Raw genomic sequence first — 20,726 nt, 5'->3', positions numbered from 1 at the left:
ATAAGAAAATCACCAAAAAACAGGGGAATGCATTATGCATCAGTTTGAAGATTTGGCTGAAATATGTCAACGACTGTCTCGACTCTCTCCAGAAAGATTGCAAGCCTTAGAAATCCTGTTGTTGAAAAAGGGTCAAAATCTCCCTAATGAATCGAAAACGCTTCTGGGCGATTACTATGATGAATTATCGGCCATTGAAGATGAAGACGCGATCATTAACTACCCAGCACTTCCCCAGATCATTAATGACTTTTCCTGGGTATTTATTGGTGAAAAATCTACCCAATCTTACGAAATAGCACGAGCCGCTCGACAGGAAATGAGGAGAATGTCCTGGAGAGTCATCGACTTCTCAGCCTGTCAAAATGCCTTGGATGTGGGCTGTGGTCATGGAACAGATGTCGTTGAACTCACTCGCAAGTATCCCCATTTATCCGTAACTGGATATACCTTATCCAGCAAGCAAGTAGAAATTGGAAGCGGTAAAATCGAGAAATTTAAGTTACAAGACCGTGCCCAAATTTTACGTCGAGACAGTTCTAAAGATGACTTTCCAGGTTCCTACGATTTAGTCTATGGATTTGAAGTTATTTGTCATATTCCCGATAAAAAAGGACTCTTTGATAACATCGATCGCCACCTGAATGAGAACGGACATCTCGTCTTTGCTGACTTTTTCTCCAATGCGTCTTTCTCCATTGACTACGAAGCGCACTCTTCCTATCTAATTACCAAAGCGGAATGGATTGAATTGCTCTCTAACCATCATCTGCAAGTGGTCAGTTATGTGGATATCAGCCATGAAGTCGGCAATGGACTCTATGACCCCAACGTACAAGAAAATATTGATTATATTTGCCAGCTCAAGAACTTAAACGAAAATGCCAAAACTGGGATTGAGTCCTACATGAACTTATACAAGTTATTGCGTAAGGGATTATTGAGCTATGTCCTGGTCACGGCACAAAAACGGGAGAACCTATCCGTTCAAGAACTGTATGACTTAAACCAGAAACAGCTCGAAGTTTCTCTCACGTATCCCGAGGTCTCCCTACAACAGCTTTTCTATGGCATTGAATGGCAACTGCGGGAGAAAAACTCCAAAGTTTCTACAGGACAAAACCCTGGACATTGGCTGATTCTAGCTGATGGAAATGGGTTCGGGAAACGTTTAAAAGGGTTGCTGGAAAAACAGGGGCAACAGTGTACATTAGTTTATCCAAAAGGTCAGACTCAACACAAGGAACCAGAAGATTGGGAAGTTAACCCCTTAAACCCCCAAGAGTTTACAGACCTCTGCCAGAAATTAGGAGCGACTCATCCTGAAGATTGGCGAGGAATGATTCATCTCTGGAGTTTGGAGAGTCCTACTCCAGAAAACTTAAGTGAAGAGCAGTTAAGAAATGCCCAAAACTTGGGCTGTGGCAGTGCCCTGCATCTCCTGCAAGGTCTGCTCAAATCGGGCTTAAAGAGGAACTGGCCGAAACTTTGGCTCGTGACTCAAGGGAGTCAACCCGTAGGGGAAAATCCCAAAAACTTAGCCGTTGCTCAATCGAGTTTATGGGGATTTGGACAGGTGGTGTCTTTAGAACATCCTCACTTATGGGGAGCTTTAGTGGACTTAGACCCAGAAACAGATAGGATGGAATTATTGCTCGCCGAACTGCTGAATCCCACGGCTGAAGACCGAATTGCGTTTCGTTCTGGACAAGCCTATGTTGCCCGTTTAGCCAAAACCCTAGTGGCTGAGTCGGAAGCGGTATCCTTTACAGAAGAAGGCACGTATTTGATTACTGGGGGACTGGGAGCGCTGGGTTTGCGAACGGCTGAATGGATGATTGAGAAAGGAGCAAAATCTCTGATTTTAATCAGTCGAAGTCAACCGTCTCCAGAGAAACAGAATCAAATTGCTCGTTTGCAGGAACAAGGCGCTAAGGTGAGGGCGGTACAAGTCGATGTGTGCGATCGCCAAGCCTTAGAATCTGTAATAGAGAAAATCCCCAACTCCATGCCCCCTCTCAAAGGCGTGATTCATCTAGCTGGGGTTTCTGGAGGGATTGAACCGGTAGAAAACATTACCCATGCAGACTTGGAGTCCGTTCTCGCGGCCAAAGTGATGGGAGGATGGAATCTCCATCAACTGACTCAAACTCTAGACCTAGAGTGTTTTGTGTGCTTTTCGTCCATTGCTGCAGTTTGGGGTTCTTTTGGCCAATCTCACTACGGCGGAGCCAATGCCTTTCTTGATAGCTTAGTCCATTATCGGTGCTCTCTGGGCTTACCAGGGGTGAGTATTAATTGGGGGGCTTGGTCTGGAGGTGGTATGGCCAATGCAGAAGATTTAGAAGAGCTGAGTAAGCGAGGCGTGTACTCCATTTCTCCAGCCCAAGGGATGGGAGCCTTAGAGCAACTTTGGAATAGCACCCAGGTGCAAACTACTGTGGCTGAGGTCAATTGGAGTCGGTTCAAAGAGATTTACACCGTGGGTAAGGATCGCCTATTCTTAGAACACATGGGATTGCGATCGCCCGAAGAAGACGAAACGCCCTCCACAGCACCCCAATCTGAAATGCTTACCCAACTGCAAAGAGCATCTTTGCCAGAGCGTAAAAAACGCTTAACTCAATATATCCAACAAGAAATCGGTAAACTGCTCAAATATCCAGCCAACCAACTTCCCGATTTACAGCTAGGATTCTTTGAGATGGGTATCGATTCCCTCACCGCCGTTGAGCTAAGAAATGAACTCAGTTCCGGCTTATCCTGTGCCCTGAGTGCTGCCACTTTATTTGATTGCTCGAATATCCGGGATTTAGCCGAATTTATCCTCACGGAGTTCTTTACTGAACCCGCTTCTGGGGAGCAAAATCCAACCCCCTCGACTCCATGGAGTGCAGAACTCGGTGACTTATCGGATGAGCAGTTAGAAGATGAAATTTCCCAAGAACTCGAAGGGATTGAAACCTTGTTAGCCGAAGGAGAGTAATCATGAATCAGACCTCACCTTCCTCTCAACCGACAACTGATTCTTCTCGGAAGATGCTGCAAGCGCTCAAGCAAATGCGGGGCAAACTTGAAGCATTAACTCAGGCGCAAACGGAACCCATTGCTATTATTGGTCTCGGTTGTCGGTTTCCGGGAGGAGCCAAGGATAGTGCCACCTATTGGCATCTTTTGGAACAAGGAATTGATGCCATTTCCGAAGTGCCCGGCGATCGCTGGAACTTTGAAAATTACTACGATCCAGAGGGCGGTAAACCAGGAAAAACCTACACGAAAGAGGGCGGGTTTATTGAAAATGTCGATCAATTTGATCCCCACTTTTTCCGTATTTCCCCTAGAGACGCGGTGGGCTTAGACCCTCAGCAACGCATCCTTTTAGAAGTGACCTGGGAGAGCCTAGAAAATGCTGGAGTGACCCTAGAACACCTGCGACATAGCCAAACGGGTGTGTACATGGGCATCTGCACCGATGATTATGCCAGCTTGAGAATTCAATACCAAGAGCAAGGAGGCACCGATGAATCATCGGGTTTGGGGATGGGACGCAGTATTGGAGTGGGGCGAATTTCCCATTTTTTAGGGCTGCAAGGGCCCAATATCCAACTCGATACGGCCTGTTCTACCTCTTTAGTTGCCATTCATCTAGCGTGCCAAAGTTTGCGATCGCGAGAATCGAATTTAGCCTTAGCCGGTGGGGTCAACCTCATTTTATCTCCCACCAGTACCATAGGTCGCTGCCAACTGAACATGCTCTCTCGCGACGGACGCTGCAAAACCTTTGATGCGTCTGCCGATGGCTATGGACAGGGCGAAGGCTGTGGAGTGGTCGTCTTAAAACGGCTCTCAGATGCCCTCGCTGATGGAGACTTTATCTGGGGGTTAATTCGAGGCTCGGCCATTAATCATGATGGTCCGAGTAGCGGGATGACGGTTCCCAGTCGTATGGCGCAAAAGAAAGTCATTCAAGAAGCTCTCAAGAGCGCAAAATTAAACCCCCATCAAGTCAGTTATGTAGAAACCCATGGTACGGGAACTTCCTTGGGCGACCCGATTGAAATTGAAGCGTTATCGGCGATTTATGGTAAAAATCGCCCTCAAGAAAACCCCTTGATGATCGGTTCAGTGAAAACTAATTTTGGCCATTTAGAAGCTGCCGCCGGAGTTGCTGCATTAATTAAGGTTATTTTATCTCTTCAGCACCGCCAAATTCCACCTCACCTCCATGTCCAAAAACCTAATCCTCATCTAGATTGGGATCGTTTACCGTTGAAAATTCCCCAGTCTCTTCTGGATTGGGAAACTGAAAGTGAACCGCGAATTGCAGGCATTAGTTCCTTTGGAGCGAGTGGTACAAATGCCCATATTCTCGTAGAAGAAGCGCCCGTTAAAAAGCCGGAAAAATCGGAAGCTGAAGATAGTTCAGAACCGCCTGTTCAGCTCTTAACTCTTTCAGCAAAAACACCAAAGGCACTGGGTGAATTAGTCCATTCTTATCAAGATTATCTGTCCACTTATCCAGAACTCGATCTGGCAAATTTGGCTTATACCACTCATTTAGGTAGAAGTCATTTTAATCATCGATTAGCGCTGATTACATCAAGTCATTCAGCCTTGCAGCAGCAATTGCACAGCTATCTCTTAGACCCGGCAGAAGCGATCGCGGTCTATGGTGCAGAGGTATCAACCAGCACAGAACCCCCTGAAATCGCCTTTTTATTTACGGGTCAAGGTTCCCAATATGTCAACATGGGTCGGGAATTGTACGAGAGTTCGCCCGTTTTTCGGGAGGCGATCGCCCACTGCAATACCATACTCAGTCATGAATTAGACCGCTCTCTCCTGGAAATCCTTTATCCAGATTCAGAGGCAGACTCCTCCCGACTCCTTGATCAAACCGCCTATACTCAACCCGCCCTCTTTGCTCTAGAATACGCTCTATTTAAACTGTGGCAATCCTGGGGAATTCAGCCCAGGGTTGTCATGGGTCACAGTGTGGGAGAATACGTCGCCGCTTGTGTTGCTGGAGTCTTCAGTTTAGAAGACGGCTTAAGGTTAATGGCTGCCCGGGGTCGATTGATTCAAAACTTACCGCAAAATGGCTCAATGGTGGCGGTTAAAGCCTCTGAATCTGACCTGCGTCCTCGACTACTTCCTTACGAGAAACAAGCAGCCATTGCCGCCATTAATGGTCCAGAAAGTGTGGTTATTTCTGGGGAAAAAACCGTCTTACAAGACATCGTGGAGAAACTGGAATCTGAAGGTATAAAGACCCAAACTTTGCCCATCTCCCATGCCTTCCATTCTCCTCTTATAGAACCCATTTTGGCTGAGTTTAGAGCAGTTGCCCAACACATCACATACCATCCGCCCCAAATTCCAATCGTATCTAATATGACTGGAGAACAAGCCGGAGAGGCGATCGCCACAGCCAACTACTGGGTCGATCATCTGCGCCAACCCGTGAAGTTTGCATCCGCCATGACCGCAGTACAAGATTATCCCATCTTCCTAGAACTTGGGCCCAAACCCATCCTCTTAGGAATGGGGCGATCGTGTGTGTCTGACGATCGAGGAATTTGGTTGCTCTCCCTGCGTCCGGGGATAGGGGACTGGCAACAAATGTTATCCAGTTTAGGGCAACTGTACACCCAAGGAGTCGAGATCGACTGGTCGGGGTTTCACCGCCAACAGAAACGCCACAAAGTGTTCTTACCCACCTATCCCTTTCAGAGACAGCGCTATTGGTTAGAAAAGCCGAAACCAGCTACTCACAAGCCCTCTTGGGGATCTCTGGGTTCCCCCCAAGAAATTTCTGCCTTGACCGAACGATTGCAGAAAAGGGGGTCTCTTTCCGAAAGTGAGTCGAAACTGATTCCCAAACTGCTAGAACTTCTGGCGCAAGAGGCAAACGAAACCAGCCATCAAGACCCCATTTTAGAAGAATGTTATGGTGTGCAATGGCGCTCTAGGGCGTGCTTTGGCTCCCGATTTTCTGGGGAAAGTCTCCAGTCTCCCCCAACCCTACAAGCCCAGTTAGTTCCTCAGCTTTCTGAACTGGCAAATCGCCCAGCTTTACAAGGTTATGACGAAATTCCCGTGCAGTTAGAACTCTTATCTAGGGAGTATATTATTCAGGCTTTGCAAACCCTAGGCTGGTGTTATAAATCAGGAGAATCGTTCTCTCTAGAACAGCTCACGGCACAGTTGGGGATTATCCCAGCACATCATCGACTGGTTAAGCGCTTGTTGGTGTCGTTAGAAGAAGCCAAAATCCTGCATAAAAAAGCAGAAGAATGGGAAACTCAGCAATCCTTGCCACCCGTTAATCCTAGCTCAACCTATCAAACGTTGCGTGATCGCTATCCTCAAGCCGTCGCTGAATTAACTTTACTCCATCGCTGTGCCTCCCAACTCAGCTCCGTTTTACAAGGGACTCAAGACCCCGTACAACTGGTGTTTCCAGAGGGAGATCTGACCCCTGCAACCCAACTGTACCAAAACTCTCCCGTATCTCAGGCGATGAATAGCTTAGTGCAACAGGCGATCGCCAACATCCTGGAAACCCTCCCTCCCAGTCAAGGCATACGCATCCTAGAAATCGGTGCGGGAACTGGAGGCACAACCAGCGCCATTCTCCCCACTCTCCCTCCCAGCCAAATCCAATATACCTTTACAGATTTAGGCCCCCTATTTCTCACCAAAGCCAAAGAAAAATTTTCCGACTATCCCTTCATTACCTATCAAACCCTTGATATTGAACAAAACCCAGCATCCCAAGGATTCCCCAATCATCACTATGACCTGATTATCGCTGCCAACGTTCTCCATGCCACCTCAAATATTCGTCACACTCTCACCCATGTGCGCCAACTCTTAGCCCCCGGTGGACTCCTCCTGTTACTCGAAGCAACCGAACCTCAACAGTGGGTGGATCTGATCTTTGGGTTATTAGAGGGATGGTGGAAATTTAGCGATACGGAATACCGACGAGATCATCCCCTGTTGAACAGAAATCAGTGGCAACACCTGCTACAAGAAACGGGCTTTACTCCGGTTTCCTCCATTCCCGAAGCAGCAAAGGTTGATGAGGTTTTATCTAAACAAGCTCTCATCCTCGCCCAAGCTGACTCTGAGTCGAGAAAACCAAACGCAACATCCCAGAGTTGGTTGATATTTGCCGATCGCGCTGGAGTGGCGCAAAGCCTAGCAGCTCAGTTAGAAGAGATCGCCGCTACCTGTATCTTAGTGGGGATGGGAGAAGACTATCAACAGATTGCCCCCAAACAATGGCAGATAAATCCCCATAACCCCCAAGACTTTAGGAAACTGATGGCAGAAGTGGCGATCGAATTTCCACAATTATCAGGCATTATCCAATGTTGGACATTAGAACTCCCCACCAACTCCAACCTCAGCCTTGAAGATTTAAACCGCTTATCCGAGCTGGGCTGTGGTACAACCTTGTCCTTAGTACAAGCCATCATCGAGCAAGAACGATTTTCACCCCAATTACAGATCGTCACCCAAGGCTCTCAATCTGTATTGCACTATGGGGGACAACCTCCTGGAATTGCCCAATCCTCCGTTTGGGGTATGGCTAAAGCCATCCGCTTAGAACATCCCGAACTCTCCTGTCGGGTTTTGGATCTAGACCCTCAAACTTCCCTAGAAGAGCAAGCGACAAGCCTCCTGCAAGAACTTGGCTCATCTGACTCAGAAGACCAAGTGGTGTGGCGAGAACAACTACGCTATGTCCCTCGGTTAGTGAAAACCTCGAGTGAGTCCACATCTGGACGGGTAAAACTGCGATCGGATGCCACGTATCTGATTACCGGAGGCTTAGGAGGATTAGGCTTGCTCGTAGCCGACTGGATGATTGAAAGAGGTGCTCAACACTTAGTGTTGGTCACTCGCCGTCCTGCCGATCCCGCAACACAAGCTAAATTAACCCAACTTGAGCAAAAAGGATGCTCTATCCGTGTCGAAATTGCTGATGTGGCCAACTTCGAGGCCATCCAAGCAGTCTTCAATACAATTACTGAATCATCCTATCCCCTTGCTGGCATTATTCATGCAGCAGGAATGCTCTCGGATGGCGTACTCAAAAACCAAACCTGGTCTAGTTTTGAAGCTGTTATGGCTCCTAAAGTTCAAGGGGCTTGGATCTTACATCAACTCACCCAACATCAATCCCTCGACTTTTTGGTCCTATTTTCCTCAGTTGGTTCTTTATTTGGTTCCCCTGGACAAGGTAACCATTCGGCTGCCAATGCCTTTCTAGATGCTTTAGCCCATTATCGACAAGGGATAGGATTACCTGGATTGAGTATCCATTGGGGAGCAGTTTCTCAAGTAGGAGAAGCCGCAGAGCGAGGTGCAGATGTGCGCGTCAAACAGAAAGGTATGGAGGCTCTGAGTCCAGATGAAGTGCTAAAAGCGCTAGAGCATTGGATGGGTTCTGCACAAGCGGAGGTGGGAGTCGTTTCCATGGAGTGGGCAACTTGGGAAGAGCAGGTGAGAACTTGGCCCTTTTTATCCGATTGGCAAAAGACTGACTCTTTAATTTCTACGCCTTCAAAAGCTAGCATTCTACAACAGTTGGAAATGGCATTGCCTAGTGAGCGACCAGATCTCTTAATCGCCCATATTCGCCATCAAGTTGCCCAAGTTTTAGGGATTGAGAAGGTTGAGTCCATTAGTTTGAAGGAAGGCTTTTTTGATTTGGGCATGGATTCGCTCACCTCTGTGGAATTGAAGAATAAATTACAAACCAGTTTGGGCTGTTCCCTACCTTCTTCTTTGATGTTTGATTATCCAACGGTATCTGAGTTGGTGAATTACTTGGCAGGGCACGTTCTAGACTCAGAGGGCGATCGCGATGAAGTCCCGACGACGGATAAATTTGCACCGCCTTGGGGTGAAACAGGGAATCGAGGCGATCCAGATTTAGAGGAATATTCTGATGAAGATGTTGAACTTTCTTTACTAAATAAATTAGATAAATTGGGGTATTAGAACGATGAGTATCAATTCAGGAAAAAGCGAATCTGCCTTAAAACGAGCGCTTCGAGCTGTGGAAGATATGCAGTCGAAGTTAGAAGCAATGGATTATGCTCGTCGAGAGGCGATCGCGATTATTGGGATGGGTTGCCGTTTTCCTGGAGGGGTCTCTAGTCCGGAAACATTCTGGCATCTGTTATCAGAAGGAACAGATGCCATTACTGAGATTCCCCAAGACCGATGGAATATCGACGAGTATTACGATCCTGACCCGGAAGCTCCAGGAAAAATGTACACTCGCTATGGTGGATTTATCGAGGAATTAAAGGGATTCGATCCAGGCTTTTTTGGCATATCGGGTAAGGAAGCAACGTTCCTTGACCCTCAGCAAAGATTGCTCTTAGAAGTGGCTTGGGAATCGTTAGAACAGGCAGCCATTAATCCGGAACATCTAGAAAAAAGTTTAACTGGAGTGTTTGTGGGCATTTCTGGTAATGACTATACCCAAATTGCTGGATCGAATATTGAAGAGATTAATCCCTATCTGGCTAGTGGAAATGCCCATAGTAGTGCATCGGGACGGCTATCTTATATTTTAGGATTAACGGGGCCGAATGTGGCCGTGGATACGGCATGTTCTTCTTCTTTGGTCACGGTTCACTTGGCTTGTATGAGCTTGAGAAATCAAGAGTGTAATTTAGCTCTGGCTGGAGGAGTCAACCGGTTGATTTCTCCTTTAACTCATATTAATCACTCCAGAGCGCGGATGCTTTCTGCCGATGGTCGATGCAAAGCATTTGACGATAGTGCAGATGGATTTGTACGCTCTGAGGGATGCGGAATGGTGGTACTAAAGCGGTTGTCAGATGCCGTGCGCGATCGCGATAATGTTTTAGCAGTTATTCGAGGTACAGCCCTCAATCAAGATGGTCGTACCAGTGGGTTAACGGTACCCAATGGTCCCTCTCAGCAAGCCGTTATTCGTAAAGCGTTAGAAAATGGTCGGATCGATCCATCTGAAGTAAGTTATATCGAAACTCATGGTACGGGAACGTCCCTAGGCGATCCGATTGAAGCAGGGGCATTAGGAGCGGTTTTTGGCTCAAGCCATTCTCCAGAAAATCCCTTACGCATTGGCTCAGTAAAAACGAATTTTGGTCACGCAGAAGCAGCCGCTGGAATTGCTGGATTAATAAAAGTTGTTTTACAACTGCAACACCGAACAATTGTGCCTCATTTACACTGTCATCAACCCAGTTCTAAGATCGATTGGCAGCATTTTCCCCTGCAAGTTCCGATGCAACTCACGCCTTGGAGTGTTGGGGATAAACAGCGTCGTCTGGCTGGAGTAAGTTCCTTTGGCTTTAGTGGCACGAATGCTCATCTCGTGGTAGAAGAAGCGCCAGTTTCCTTGACCGATACTCAGAAAGAAGAAGCTAAATCTCCTCATTATTTATTGACCTTATCAGCGAAGACTAAACCTGCTCTTCATAACCTGGTTCGGTGTTATCAAAGCTATCTAGAAACTCATCCTGAATTAGAACTATCTGATATTGCCTATACAACCAATATTGGTCGCAGTCATTTGAATTATCGTTTGAGTTTGATCGCGTCTAATCGCTCAGAATTAAGCGAACAATTGCGGCAATTCCCCAATGCAGAAGGGATAGGAATGTTTGTCGGAGAAGGTGCGAGTCAGGGAAATTCACCTAAAATTGCCTTCCTATTTACCGGTCAAGGTTCTCAATCTCTGCATATGGGCCAATCCTTGTATGAAACTCAGCCCGTATTTCGCCAAGCTTGTGAGGAATGCGACCAAATTCTGCGAGATGAGTTGGAATATTCGATTCTGGATGTCATCTCTGGAAAATCAAGCCAGGGTACGGAGGATTCATTATTAAATCAAACGGCTTATACTCAACCGGCTTTATTTGTCATTGAATATGCGCTGTGCCAATTATGGCAGTCATGGGGAGTTCAACCTCAAGGGGTGATGGGTCATAGTGTGGGCGAATACGTGGCGGCAACGATTGCTGGAGTGCTGAGTTTAGCAGAGGGTTTGAAGCTGATTGCTGCGCGAGGACGGTTGATGCAACAGTTACCGTCTGGTGGGGGTATGATTTCTGTGATGACATCGGAGTCTAAGGTACGAGAGGTCATTTCCCCTTATGCGGAACAGGTAGCAATTGCGGCAATTAATGGCCCGGAAAGTGTGGTCATTTCGGGTGAGAATGAAGTGTTACAGGCGATCGCCACCACTCTAGAATCAGAGGGAATAAAAACAAAGCCGTTAGTTGTCTCCCATGCCTTCCATTCCCCATTGATGGAGCCAATGTTAAATGAATTTGCCGGAATTGCCCGTCAGATTCAGTACAAAAAACCACAACTGCCTCTCATTTCCAATGTCACAGGAAAACGGGCAGATCTTAGTATAACCACCCCTGAATATTGGGTCAACCACGTGCGGCAACCAGTACGATTTGCTGACAGTATGCAGACTTTATATCAAGAAGAGTATGAGCTTTTTCTCGAAATTGGCCCGAAACCCATATTGTTAGGTATGGGACGGCAATGTTTGCCCCCAGACTGGGGAATTTGGCTCCCTTCTTTACGTCCTGGAGTAGAAGATGGGCAACAAATGCTCTCCAGTTTAGCTCAGTTGTATATCCGAGGCATAGAGGTGGATTGGTTGGGGGTTCATCGAGACTCTGCACACCAAAAAGTAGCACTGCCGACTTATCCCTTTGAACGAAAAAATTATTGGATTGAGGTAAAAGAAGAAAAGCGCGATCGCTCCAATCTAGCTTCAAGTCCCATTTTGAATCTGATCGATCGAGGGAAGGTGCAAGACTTAATCGAGGAACTTAATTTAGCCGCTATTTTTAGTGCAGAAGAAGCGGAAGTTCTACCGAAAGTGTTAAGTCTCTTGATTGATAGGCATCAGAACCATCTTCAGTTCAAAGGAAATATTGTTCATGATTATTATAATTCCGCGATCGCCCTGACTCAAGAGGCAAGAGATACAGGAGCAGTGCAGCAGCGATCGCTACAGTTTCTGACGTTTGGTATTTTCCCAGAAGTTGTACCCGATTTTTCATGGGTTAAGCTCTGCGTTACTCCAGATCTGGAGCGCGATCCATTGTACCCGATGGCACTCAAGGCTCAAGAGAAACTCAGAGAACTCTGTTTTTCCCAAGTTGATTTTTCTGCCTGTCAAACCGTTTTAGATTTTGGCTGTGGCTATGGTTCAGATATCATTAGTCTGGGACAAAAACATCCTCATCTCCAATTAAATGGCTATACGATTTCGAGCGAGCAAGCCAAATTTGCTACCCAACAAGTGAAGGGCTATGGTTTAGAGAAGCAAATCAAAGTCTTTAATCGAGATAGCAGTAAAGACGAGTTTCCCAATCACTACGATCTTGTCTTTGGATTTGAAGTCGCCCATCATATTAAAGAAAAATCCAATTTATTCTCCAATATCAGCCGGCATATGTGTGAAAATGGCTGGTTAGTCCTGGCCGATTTTATCGCCCATGGAGAAGTCGATATCGATCATGAAGAAACCTCTTCTTATTTTATTACCAAACACCATTGGGTTGAGGAACTGTCCCAACATCAACTCCAGCTTACCGGGTTTATTGATGTGAGTCGGGAAATTGCCAATTTTCTCTATGCTCCAGATTTTGAAGAAATCCTGAATGAACTTTATGCAGAAAATCCAGATAATAATGTCAGAGCAGCGTTCCAATCTTATAATCAATTGGGTAAGTTACTCGAGAGAAAGTTGGGAAGTTATGTGTTATTAACTGCGAGAAAGTGTGAAACGCGATCGCTAGAAGAATTACGGTTATTGAACCAAGACGCGTTTAACCATCCGGTAGTTTATTCGGAAGTTGAACCGGAGGAATGGGTGTATGGGTTAAGTTGGGAGCGTGATGAAATTACTCCAAGGGATGGAGAACGAGAGCCTGTAGGAAAGTGGTTGATCTTGGCCAATAAACCGGAAATCAGGCAACCATCAGCTCCCTTTTTAAGCGATAACTGTATTTGGGTCTCTCCTGGTCTGACGTATCAGCAATTAGAGGATCGAGATTACCAAATTAATCCCCAAGAACCCGATCATTTTCATCAGTTACTCAAGGCAGTTAATAGACCCGAATCTCCTCTGCAAGGAGTCATTCATCTTTGGAGTGTGCAAACTTCAATTGATGAGCTAGACGCATCTCAAGAACTCAGTTGTCTGAGTACTCTCTATCTGGTTCAAGCCTTAGTTTCCCAAACGCAATGGTCTGGAAGATTACTCCTGGTAACCCAAGGCGCTCAAGCTGTAGATCGTGACTCTTGGGTGCAAAACCCCCAACAAGCATCCCTTTGGGGGTTAGGGAAGGCGATCGCCTTGGAACATCCAGAACTTCAGTGTCAATGTATTGATTTAGACCCCAAAATAGATGTATCACAATCCTTACCTTTTCTAGCCACAGAATTGTGTCATCCAGATGAGGAAAACCAAATTGCCTTTCGCAACCGTGTCCGCTATGTTCCGAGGTTAGTCCACCGACGCAAGCACTCTGAATCTGAGGCTCAAACCTCCCTTACTTTACGCTCGGATGCCACTTATTTAATCACGGGAGGATTGGGAGGATTAGGGTTAAATGTAGCTCAATCTATGGTCAAACAAGGAGCTAAATCTCTCGTTCTCACTGGGCGTAATCTTCCCTCTGCTCAAGCCAAAGAAATCATCACTCAACTCAAAGAAAATGGAGCGCAAGTTTCAGTGATACAGGGAGATATTTCCCGACGGGAAGATATTGCTCTGATTTTGGCTCAAATCGAGTCTTCTCTTCCTCCATTAAAAGGGCTTGTCCATGCAGCAGGAGTCCTCGAAGATGGGGTCATGCAAAATATGAGTAAAGCACAATTGACGAAAGTCATGGCTCCTAAAGTACAAGGCAGTTGGTATTTACATGAACTCACGCAAAAGATGACCTTAGATTTCTGGATTTGCTTTTCTTCAATTGCTTCTTTATTCGGGTCATTGGGTCAAGGTAACTATGCAGCAGCCAATGCATTTATGGATGGATTGGCTCACTATCGGCGAGGGTTAGGATTACCTGGATTAAGTATTAATTGGGGAGTATGGGGCCAATCCGGAATGGCGGCTCGTTTATCCCAGGAACAGCAAGAGCGAATTAAGATGAGCGGAATGGGCGTGATGCTACCCGAAAAAAGCTTGCAGGTGCTGTCTGAGTTATGGTCAGAAGCCAGCGGACAAGTTGCCGTATTTTCTGTTAACTGGTCTGAGATTTTTGCTAACCTTCCGTCTGGGGTAAACCTGCCGGTCTTACAGAACTTTGAGTCAGGACGTTCAACTCTAGAACCCGAACTTTCTTTATTGGAGTCCTTGAAATCTGCATCAGCACCAGAACAAAAAACGCTCCTCATTGATTATCTACAGCATCAAGTGGCACGCGTTCTAGAAATGCCAGTGACTCAAATGGATATCCATCAATCTCTAACGATGATGGGGGTTGATTCTTTGATGGCAGTTGAATTACGGAATCGATTTAATACTCAATTAAAAGTTGATGTCCCCATTACTCGGTTTATCGAAGGGGTAACTATTGCTACTTTATCGGTTGAGATCGAGGAGCAAATTTTTGCGGAAGCTGACTTGGGCGATCGCCCCTTCTCCGATCCGATCGCGGATAACTCTGTTAATCGTATACAAGGAACCCTATGAACTTAGTTGAATTTCTTCAAGATCTCTCAATTCAAGGTTGGAAACTTTGGTCAGACAATGGAGGATTGTCCTATGATGCTCCTGGCGATCGCTCCATTGATGCTGTATTAGCTCAACTCAAAGAACACAAAGGGGAAATTCTAGGCTTACTCCAGGAAAATCCAGGCATTTTGCAGGTTTATCCCCTGTCCTACAGCCAACAAGCCATGTGGTTTTTATGGCAATTAGCTCCGGAGAGTCATGCCTTTAATTCATCCTTAGCCCTGCGGATCTGTTCAATGGTGGATGTTGTTGCCTTACATCAGACCTTTCAAACCTTACTTGAACGCTACCCGATATGGCGCACCATTTTTCCTCAGCGAGGTCAAGAACCGATTCAACAGGTCTTAGAGGATCGGCGTATCGATTTTCAACCCATTAAGAGTTCAACGTTAACTGAAGAGCAGCTTAAAGCTCAAGTCATTGCCGCCCATCAAGAAGCATTCGATCTCCAACAAGGGCCCATTGTTCGAGTTCGATTATTTACTCGTGCGGAAAACGATCATGTCCTCTTAGTTACAACTCACCACATTGCGAATGATATTTGGTCGATTGATATTTTGCTGCAAGAATTGCCACAAATCTATCAAAGTATACAAGAAGGAGTCCAGGAAACCCTGCCTCAGATTCAATACTCGTATTTGGATTATGTACGTTGGCAACGCAACCTCTTAGCCAGCGATCGCGGCGAAAAACTGTGGAACTACTGGCATCAGAAACTAGCCGGTGCAAACGGTATACTCCCTCTGCCTTGCGATCGGCCTCGACCGCTTCAACAAACCTACAATGGAACATACCATCTGTTTACCCTTTCCGAAGACCTAAGCGCAAAACTTCAGGAACTCGCTCAACAAGAAAGTTCTACCTTATACATGGTTTTGCTGGCGGCTTATCAGGTCTTACTCTATCGTTACACCCAACAAGATGAGATTTTAGTTGGATCGCTAACATCCGGTAGAACCCAACCCGAATTTGCCCCCATATTTGGCTATTTTACCAATCCAGTCGTGATGAAAGCAAATTGTGCTGGACATTTGTCTTTTCGACAATTTCTAGCGCAAGTTAAACAGACGGTTTTAGAAGCACTAGCTCATCAAAATTTTCCTTTTTCTTTGCTCGTCGAACGATTACAAGACTCCCGCGATCCGAGTCGTCCTCCCATTTTTCAAACCATGTTCGCCTTACATAAGCTTCAGCAGTCTCAATCCTTTCAAAACTTGATGTTGGGAGAAGATAAAACCTTGAACAATTGGGGAGGATTAGCCGTTAAGCCCTTTGATATTCCTATGGCTGAGGGGCAATTTGATTTAACCTTAGAAATCACAAAAACAGAATCCTCTTTGATCGGCATCCAAAAATATAATACAGATTTATTCGATCCAGAAACTATTGTGCGGATGGTGGGTCATTTCCAGGTGTTGTTAGCAGGAATTATCACGAACCCAGATTGTAAACTGTCTCAGTTACCTCTACTTACAGAAACTGAAAAACAAGACCTGATCAACATCAATCACGATCCCGCTAAAAATGAAGGTTTTGATTCATCCCCGATTCATATTTTAGATCCTTTTGGTCAACGAGTTCCCCTAGGAATAGAAGGAGAGCTTTATACCAGCGATCGCTCTTTGAGTTCTGAGGAGTCCAAGTCTTTCGACCATCCAGAATTGGGTCGTTTATACTCAACTGGAGAATGGGGAAAACGCTCGGGGAATGGGACTCTAGAACGACTGGGAGAGGTGAAACGGATCGTCTCGGTTAAAGGACGAAGAGTAAACCTGCAAGCTGTAGAAGCAGCCCTACGCTCCCTCGCGGAGATTCAGCAGTGTTCTGTGTGCGGCGATCGCCAAGGAGAGTTAGTGGCTTATATCGTGCCCTCTAATCCCCTATCCCTATCATCCATTGAGTTACAGATCAAGTCTGAGCTACCTGTAGAACTTCAACCCTCGGTCTGTATTCCTGTGGTAGCCTTACCTTACACTCAGCAGGGTAAGATTGACGCAGATCGTTTAGCGCAGTTAGAAGCGATCGATTCTGAGTTGGTTGAACAGTGGCAAGAACAACTAGAGAAAATTTCGAGTATCGAACAAGTTGCTGTTGTCATAGAACCGAAAAAATTTGCGCCTCCATCTCCCCTCCATTTATGGGATCTTCTACCGGAAGATAACTTATCCATTTCTGAACCCGACGCATCTTCTGCGAGCGATCGGGTATCGTCATCTAAAAACAGTCATTCCCGCCTTAATATCCCGGCAATGAGTGAGGGTGGAGAATTACAGTTTCCAGAAAAAGCTCCTCAAAACTTATCTGAAGCCTTGATTCAAGCTGCACAAAATCCTTCGGAGACAGGACTCATTTACCTGAATGCGGATGGCTCGGAAGAAAGACAATCTTATACTCAGTTGCTGCACCAGGCACAATGCATTTTAGCCGGCTTGAGACAACGGAGTTTGAAGCCTCAAGACAAAGTTATTTTTCAGCTCGAAAACGCTCAAGACTTTATTCCAGCATTTTGGGGATGTGTGTTAGGGGGATTTATTCCTGCTCCCTTATCATTTCCAGTGAATTCTGACTGGAGTAAATTACAAAATACTTTGGAATTATTAGAATTCCCTTTAGTCTTAACCACTCGAAACCATGGCAGAACTTTAGAAAAGTGGGCGCAAGAGTTAAAATTGTCTAACGTTCAAGTCGCCACCTTGGAGGATCTACGAACTTGTAAGGCCGAAACTGACTATTATTCCAGTCAACTCGATGAATTAGCCTTACTCATTCTCACATCAGGCAGCACCGGAAAACCCAAGGGCGTTATGCTCACCCATGGAAATATTCTGAGCCGCAGTGAAGGAGCCAAACGTTGCCATGAGTATAGTTCAAAAGATGTTTCTCTCAATTGGTTTCCTTTAGATCATGTGGTCGGTTTAGTCATGTTCCATATCCGAGATGTATATCTCGGTTGTCAGCAAATTCAAGCCCAGATTAACGTGGTTCTCAATCATCCTGTTACCTGGATAGATTGGTTAGAGAAATATCAAGTTACCGTAACTTGGGCCCCAAATTTTGCTTATGGTTTGATTAATGCACAATCTGAAGCAATTGAGCAAGGTCATTGGGATTTATCTTCTGTGCGCCATATGATTAATGGGGGGGAAGCGATCGTTGATAAGACTGCACGACAGTTTATGCAATTACTGACTCCACACCAATTGATAAAAACAGCAATGAAACCAGCTTGGGGAATGTCAGAAACCAGTTCAGGAATCGTGTTTTCTAAGGATTATACTTGGGACGGAGAACGAGAAGATGTGCCTTTTGTCGATCTAGGGCTTCCTATTTCTGGAGTCTCTCTAAGAATTGTCAATGAGCAGAACAAACTTCTTGAAGAAGGGGAAATTGGTCAGATTCAAATTCAAGGGGTGACCGTCACTCAAGGGTATTATAACAATCCAGAGAAACAAAAAGAAGCATTTACTCCAGACGGTTGGTTTAAAACGGGAGATTTGGGTTTTCTTCAAGAGGGTCGGTTAACGATTACGGGAAGACAGAAAGATGTGATTATTATTAATGGGATTAACTATTATAGTCATGAAATTGAAGCAGTTGTTGAAGAGTTGGAAGAGGTAGAAGTTTCCTATACCGCCGCTTGTGGAGTTCGTCAACGCCAAGATGATACCGATCGGTTGGCTGTGTTTTTTAGCCCTAAGTACCTGAGCGCTTTAGAGCAAATACAACTGCTGAAAAAAATTCGGACTCAAGTGATCCAATCGATGGGAATTAATCCAGATTTTTTGATTCCGGTTCATTCAGAAACGATTCCGAAGACGGCTATTGGTAAAATTCAGCGATCGCAGTTAAAACAGCGTTTTGAAGTGGGAGAGTTTAAGCCGATCTTAAAACAGGTGGATTTGCTGCTTGAAAATCAGAACACACTACCCAATTGGTTTTATCGGCAAACTTGGCAACCCAAAGCAGTAGAAGGGGTTCATCTTCAGCCCCACAAGGGTTTAACACTCATCTTTTTTGAGGGTGAAGGATTAGCTCGTGGGTTAGCAGAGCAATTGACGAAACATCATCAATCCTATATCCAAGTCATTGCCGGTTCTGAGTTTACTCAAATCGATGAACAGTGCTATTCTATTGCTCCAGATCGCCCAGAGCATTATCAGCAACTTCTGGAGTCTGTATCTGTTCAGGATTGTCCGATTGCTCAAATCATTCACCTAGGGCAATATCACACTCAAACCCAAGAGATTAGCAGCACGGAGCAATTGGAAGCAGCACAAGAGCAAGGATTATATAGCCTCTTGTTTCTCTCTCAAGCTCTGGAAAAAAATGGAAATCTAGACCAGCCCCTACGGTTGTTTTGGGTCACAAGTTTTACTCAAAGGGTAGAGCCGAGCGATCGCATTGCTCCTGAAAAGGCAACCATTTTAGGGTTGCTGAAAACTCTACCTCAAGAAATCCCTGGATTCGCTAGTCGCCATATCGATCTATCGGTAACCGACACTGAAGAGGAGCAGAAAACCGATTTGTGGCAAGAACTCTGTACAGTTTGTCCAGATGTGGAAATTGCGTATCGCCATGGCAAACGATATACTTCCGGTTTGCAAGTTGTCCCTTGGGACTGGGAAGATAAACCTCAACTGCCCTTTAAACCTGGAGGCACTTATCTCCTCAGTGGTGGATTAGGTGGCATCGGGGTAAAAGTGGCTCAGTATCTTTTACGGACCTATCACGCTCGACTCTTATTGGTGGGGCGCACCCCTTTACCATTACTAACCTCGGAAAAACAGGACACTTATCAACAGTTACAAACTTTGCCAGGAGAAGTCATTTATCAGGCGGTTGATATTGCTCATGAGCAACAGGTACACCAAGCGGTTCATTCGGCGATCGCTCTATGGGGAAGTCCACTCGATGGCGTAATTCATCTGGCAGGAAACCTACAGGAAAAGCCTGTCTTATCCGAGACTCAAGCGAGTGTGGCTGAGGTGTTGCGTCCCAAAGTTTTAGGAACGTGGGTGTTACATCAATTGGTTAAAGATCATCCAAAGAGTATATTTATTCACTTTGCTTCGGTGAATGGATTTTTAGGGGGATCGACGGTAGGCGCTTATGCTGCCGCAAATAGTTTTCAAGGGGCATTTAGCGAGTACCAAAATGCCCAAACTCCCGTGCAAAGTTATGGCTTGGCCTGGAGTATGTGGGATGAAATCGGTATGAGTCAAGGCTACCAGATGAAAGAGCTGAGTCAGGCAAAAGGATATTGTGCGATCGCCCCTTCTCAAGGACTGACCTCCCTGCTCGCCACCCTATCTCAACCTCCCGGCTATTGGTTCATTGGACTCGACTCCACCAAACCCTATATCCAGTATTTGCTCTCTAACTGCCAGAATTTACAACAGTTAACCGCCTATTTTACGTCCGGGAAAAAATGGGCCGTCAATCCATGGCAAGATCTACAAGTGCGCGATCTCCTAGGAACCCTTACCCACTGTGAAGGCGTGCAACTCGAAGAAATGCCCTTAACAGAAACCGGTGATATCGATCTCCGGCAACTGCTGGGGAGCAACTTGAATTCCAAAGACCCCCAAAATCAACAACCGCGCACCCCCACAGAACATCAACTGGTGCAAATCTTTGAAGCCGTCCTCAAGGTTTCTCCAGTCGGAATTTATGACAACTTCTTTGAATTAGGCGGCCATTCCCTACTGGCAACTCAGTTAGTCTCCCGTATCTGCCAAACCTTTGAAATTGATATTCCTTTAACCCTAGTCTTTCAAAGCTCCACTCTTCTGGAACTCGCTGAACGAATTGATGGCATTTGCACGTTACTCGTCGATGCCCAAGTCAATCCCACTGAAGATTTACAACCCGGTGAAGAAGAAATTGAATTATAACCCCATTGAAATGATAAACTCTTGTTCAATTTTGGAGAAATAAC

The 20,726-nt window shown here is 45.7% G+C and carries 4 protein-coding genes; all 4 read left to right on the top strand.

Annotated elements, in window-relative coordinates; translation table 11 throughout:
* The first annotated feature begins 34 nt into the window (after positions 1-34).
* Genes J7529_RS11350 through J7529_RS11335 form a run of 4 tightly spaced genes read left to right on the top strand, consistent with a single transcriptional unit; the run spans position 35 to position 20,682 of the window.
* Positions 35-2,986, top strand: coding sequence for an SDR family NAD(P)-dependent oxidoreductase (locus J7529_RS11350; protein ID WP_318729048.1), 2,952 nt, complete (start codon positions 35-37; stop codon positions 2,984-2,986).
* Positions 2,987-2,988: 2 nt separating this feature from the next.
* A complete protein-coding gene (locus J7529_RS11345; RefSeq protein WP_318729047.1) occupies positions 2,989-9,018 on the top strand; it encodes a type I polyketide synthase in 6,030 nt (2,009 codons plus the stop codon).
* A 4-nt stretch (positions 9,019-9,022) separates the two neighbouring features.
* Positions 9,023-14,746, top strand: coding sequence for a type I polyketide synthase (locus J7529_RS11340; protein ID WP_318729046.1), 5,724 nt, complete (start codon positions 9,023-9,025; stop codon positions 14,744-14,746).
* A complete protein-coding gene (locus J7529_RS11335) occupies positions 14,743-20,682 on the top strand; it encodes an SDR family NAD(P)-dependent oxidoreductase (protein ID WP_318729045.1) in 5,940 nt (1,979 codons plus the stop codon). Before J7529_RS11340 ends, J7529_RS11335 begins: the two co-directional genes overlap by 4 nt.
* Positions 20,683-20,726: the final 44 nt, after the last annotated feature.

The organism is Roseofilum sp. Guam, assembly GCF_017746735.1.
GTDB lineage: Bacteria > Cyanobacteriota > Cyanobacteriia > Cyanobacteriales > Desertifilaceae > Roseofilum > Roseofilum reptotaenium.
This window is presented reverse-complemented; position numbering and strand designations above follow the sequence as displayed.

Bases quoted from the DNA above. Each gene is read 5' to 3' on its own strand.
- J7529_RS11335 (WP_318729045.1), top strand. From the start codon at position 14,743: ATGAACTTAGTTGAATTTCTTCAAGATCTCTCAATTCAAGGTTGGAAA.
- J7529_RS11345 (WP_318729047.1), top strand. From the start codon at position 2,989: ATGAATCAGACCTCACCTTCCTCTCAACCGACAACTGATTCTTCTCGG.
- J7529_RS11350 (WP_318729048.1), top strand. From the start codon at position 35: ATGCATCAGTTTGAAGATTTGGCTGAAATATGTCAACGACTGTCTCGA.
- J7529_RS11340 (WP_318729046.1), top strand. From the start codon at position 9,023: ATGAGTATCAATTCAGGAAAAAGCGAATCTGCCTTAAAACGAGCGCTT.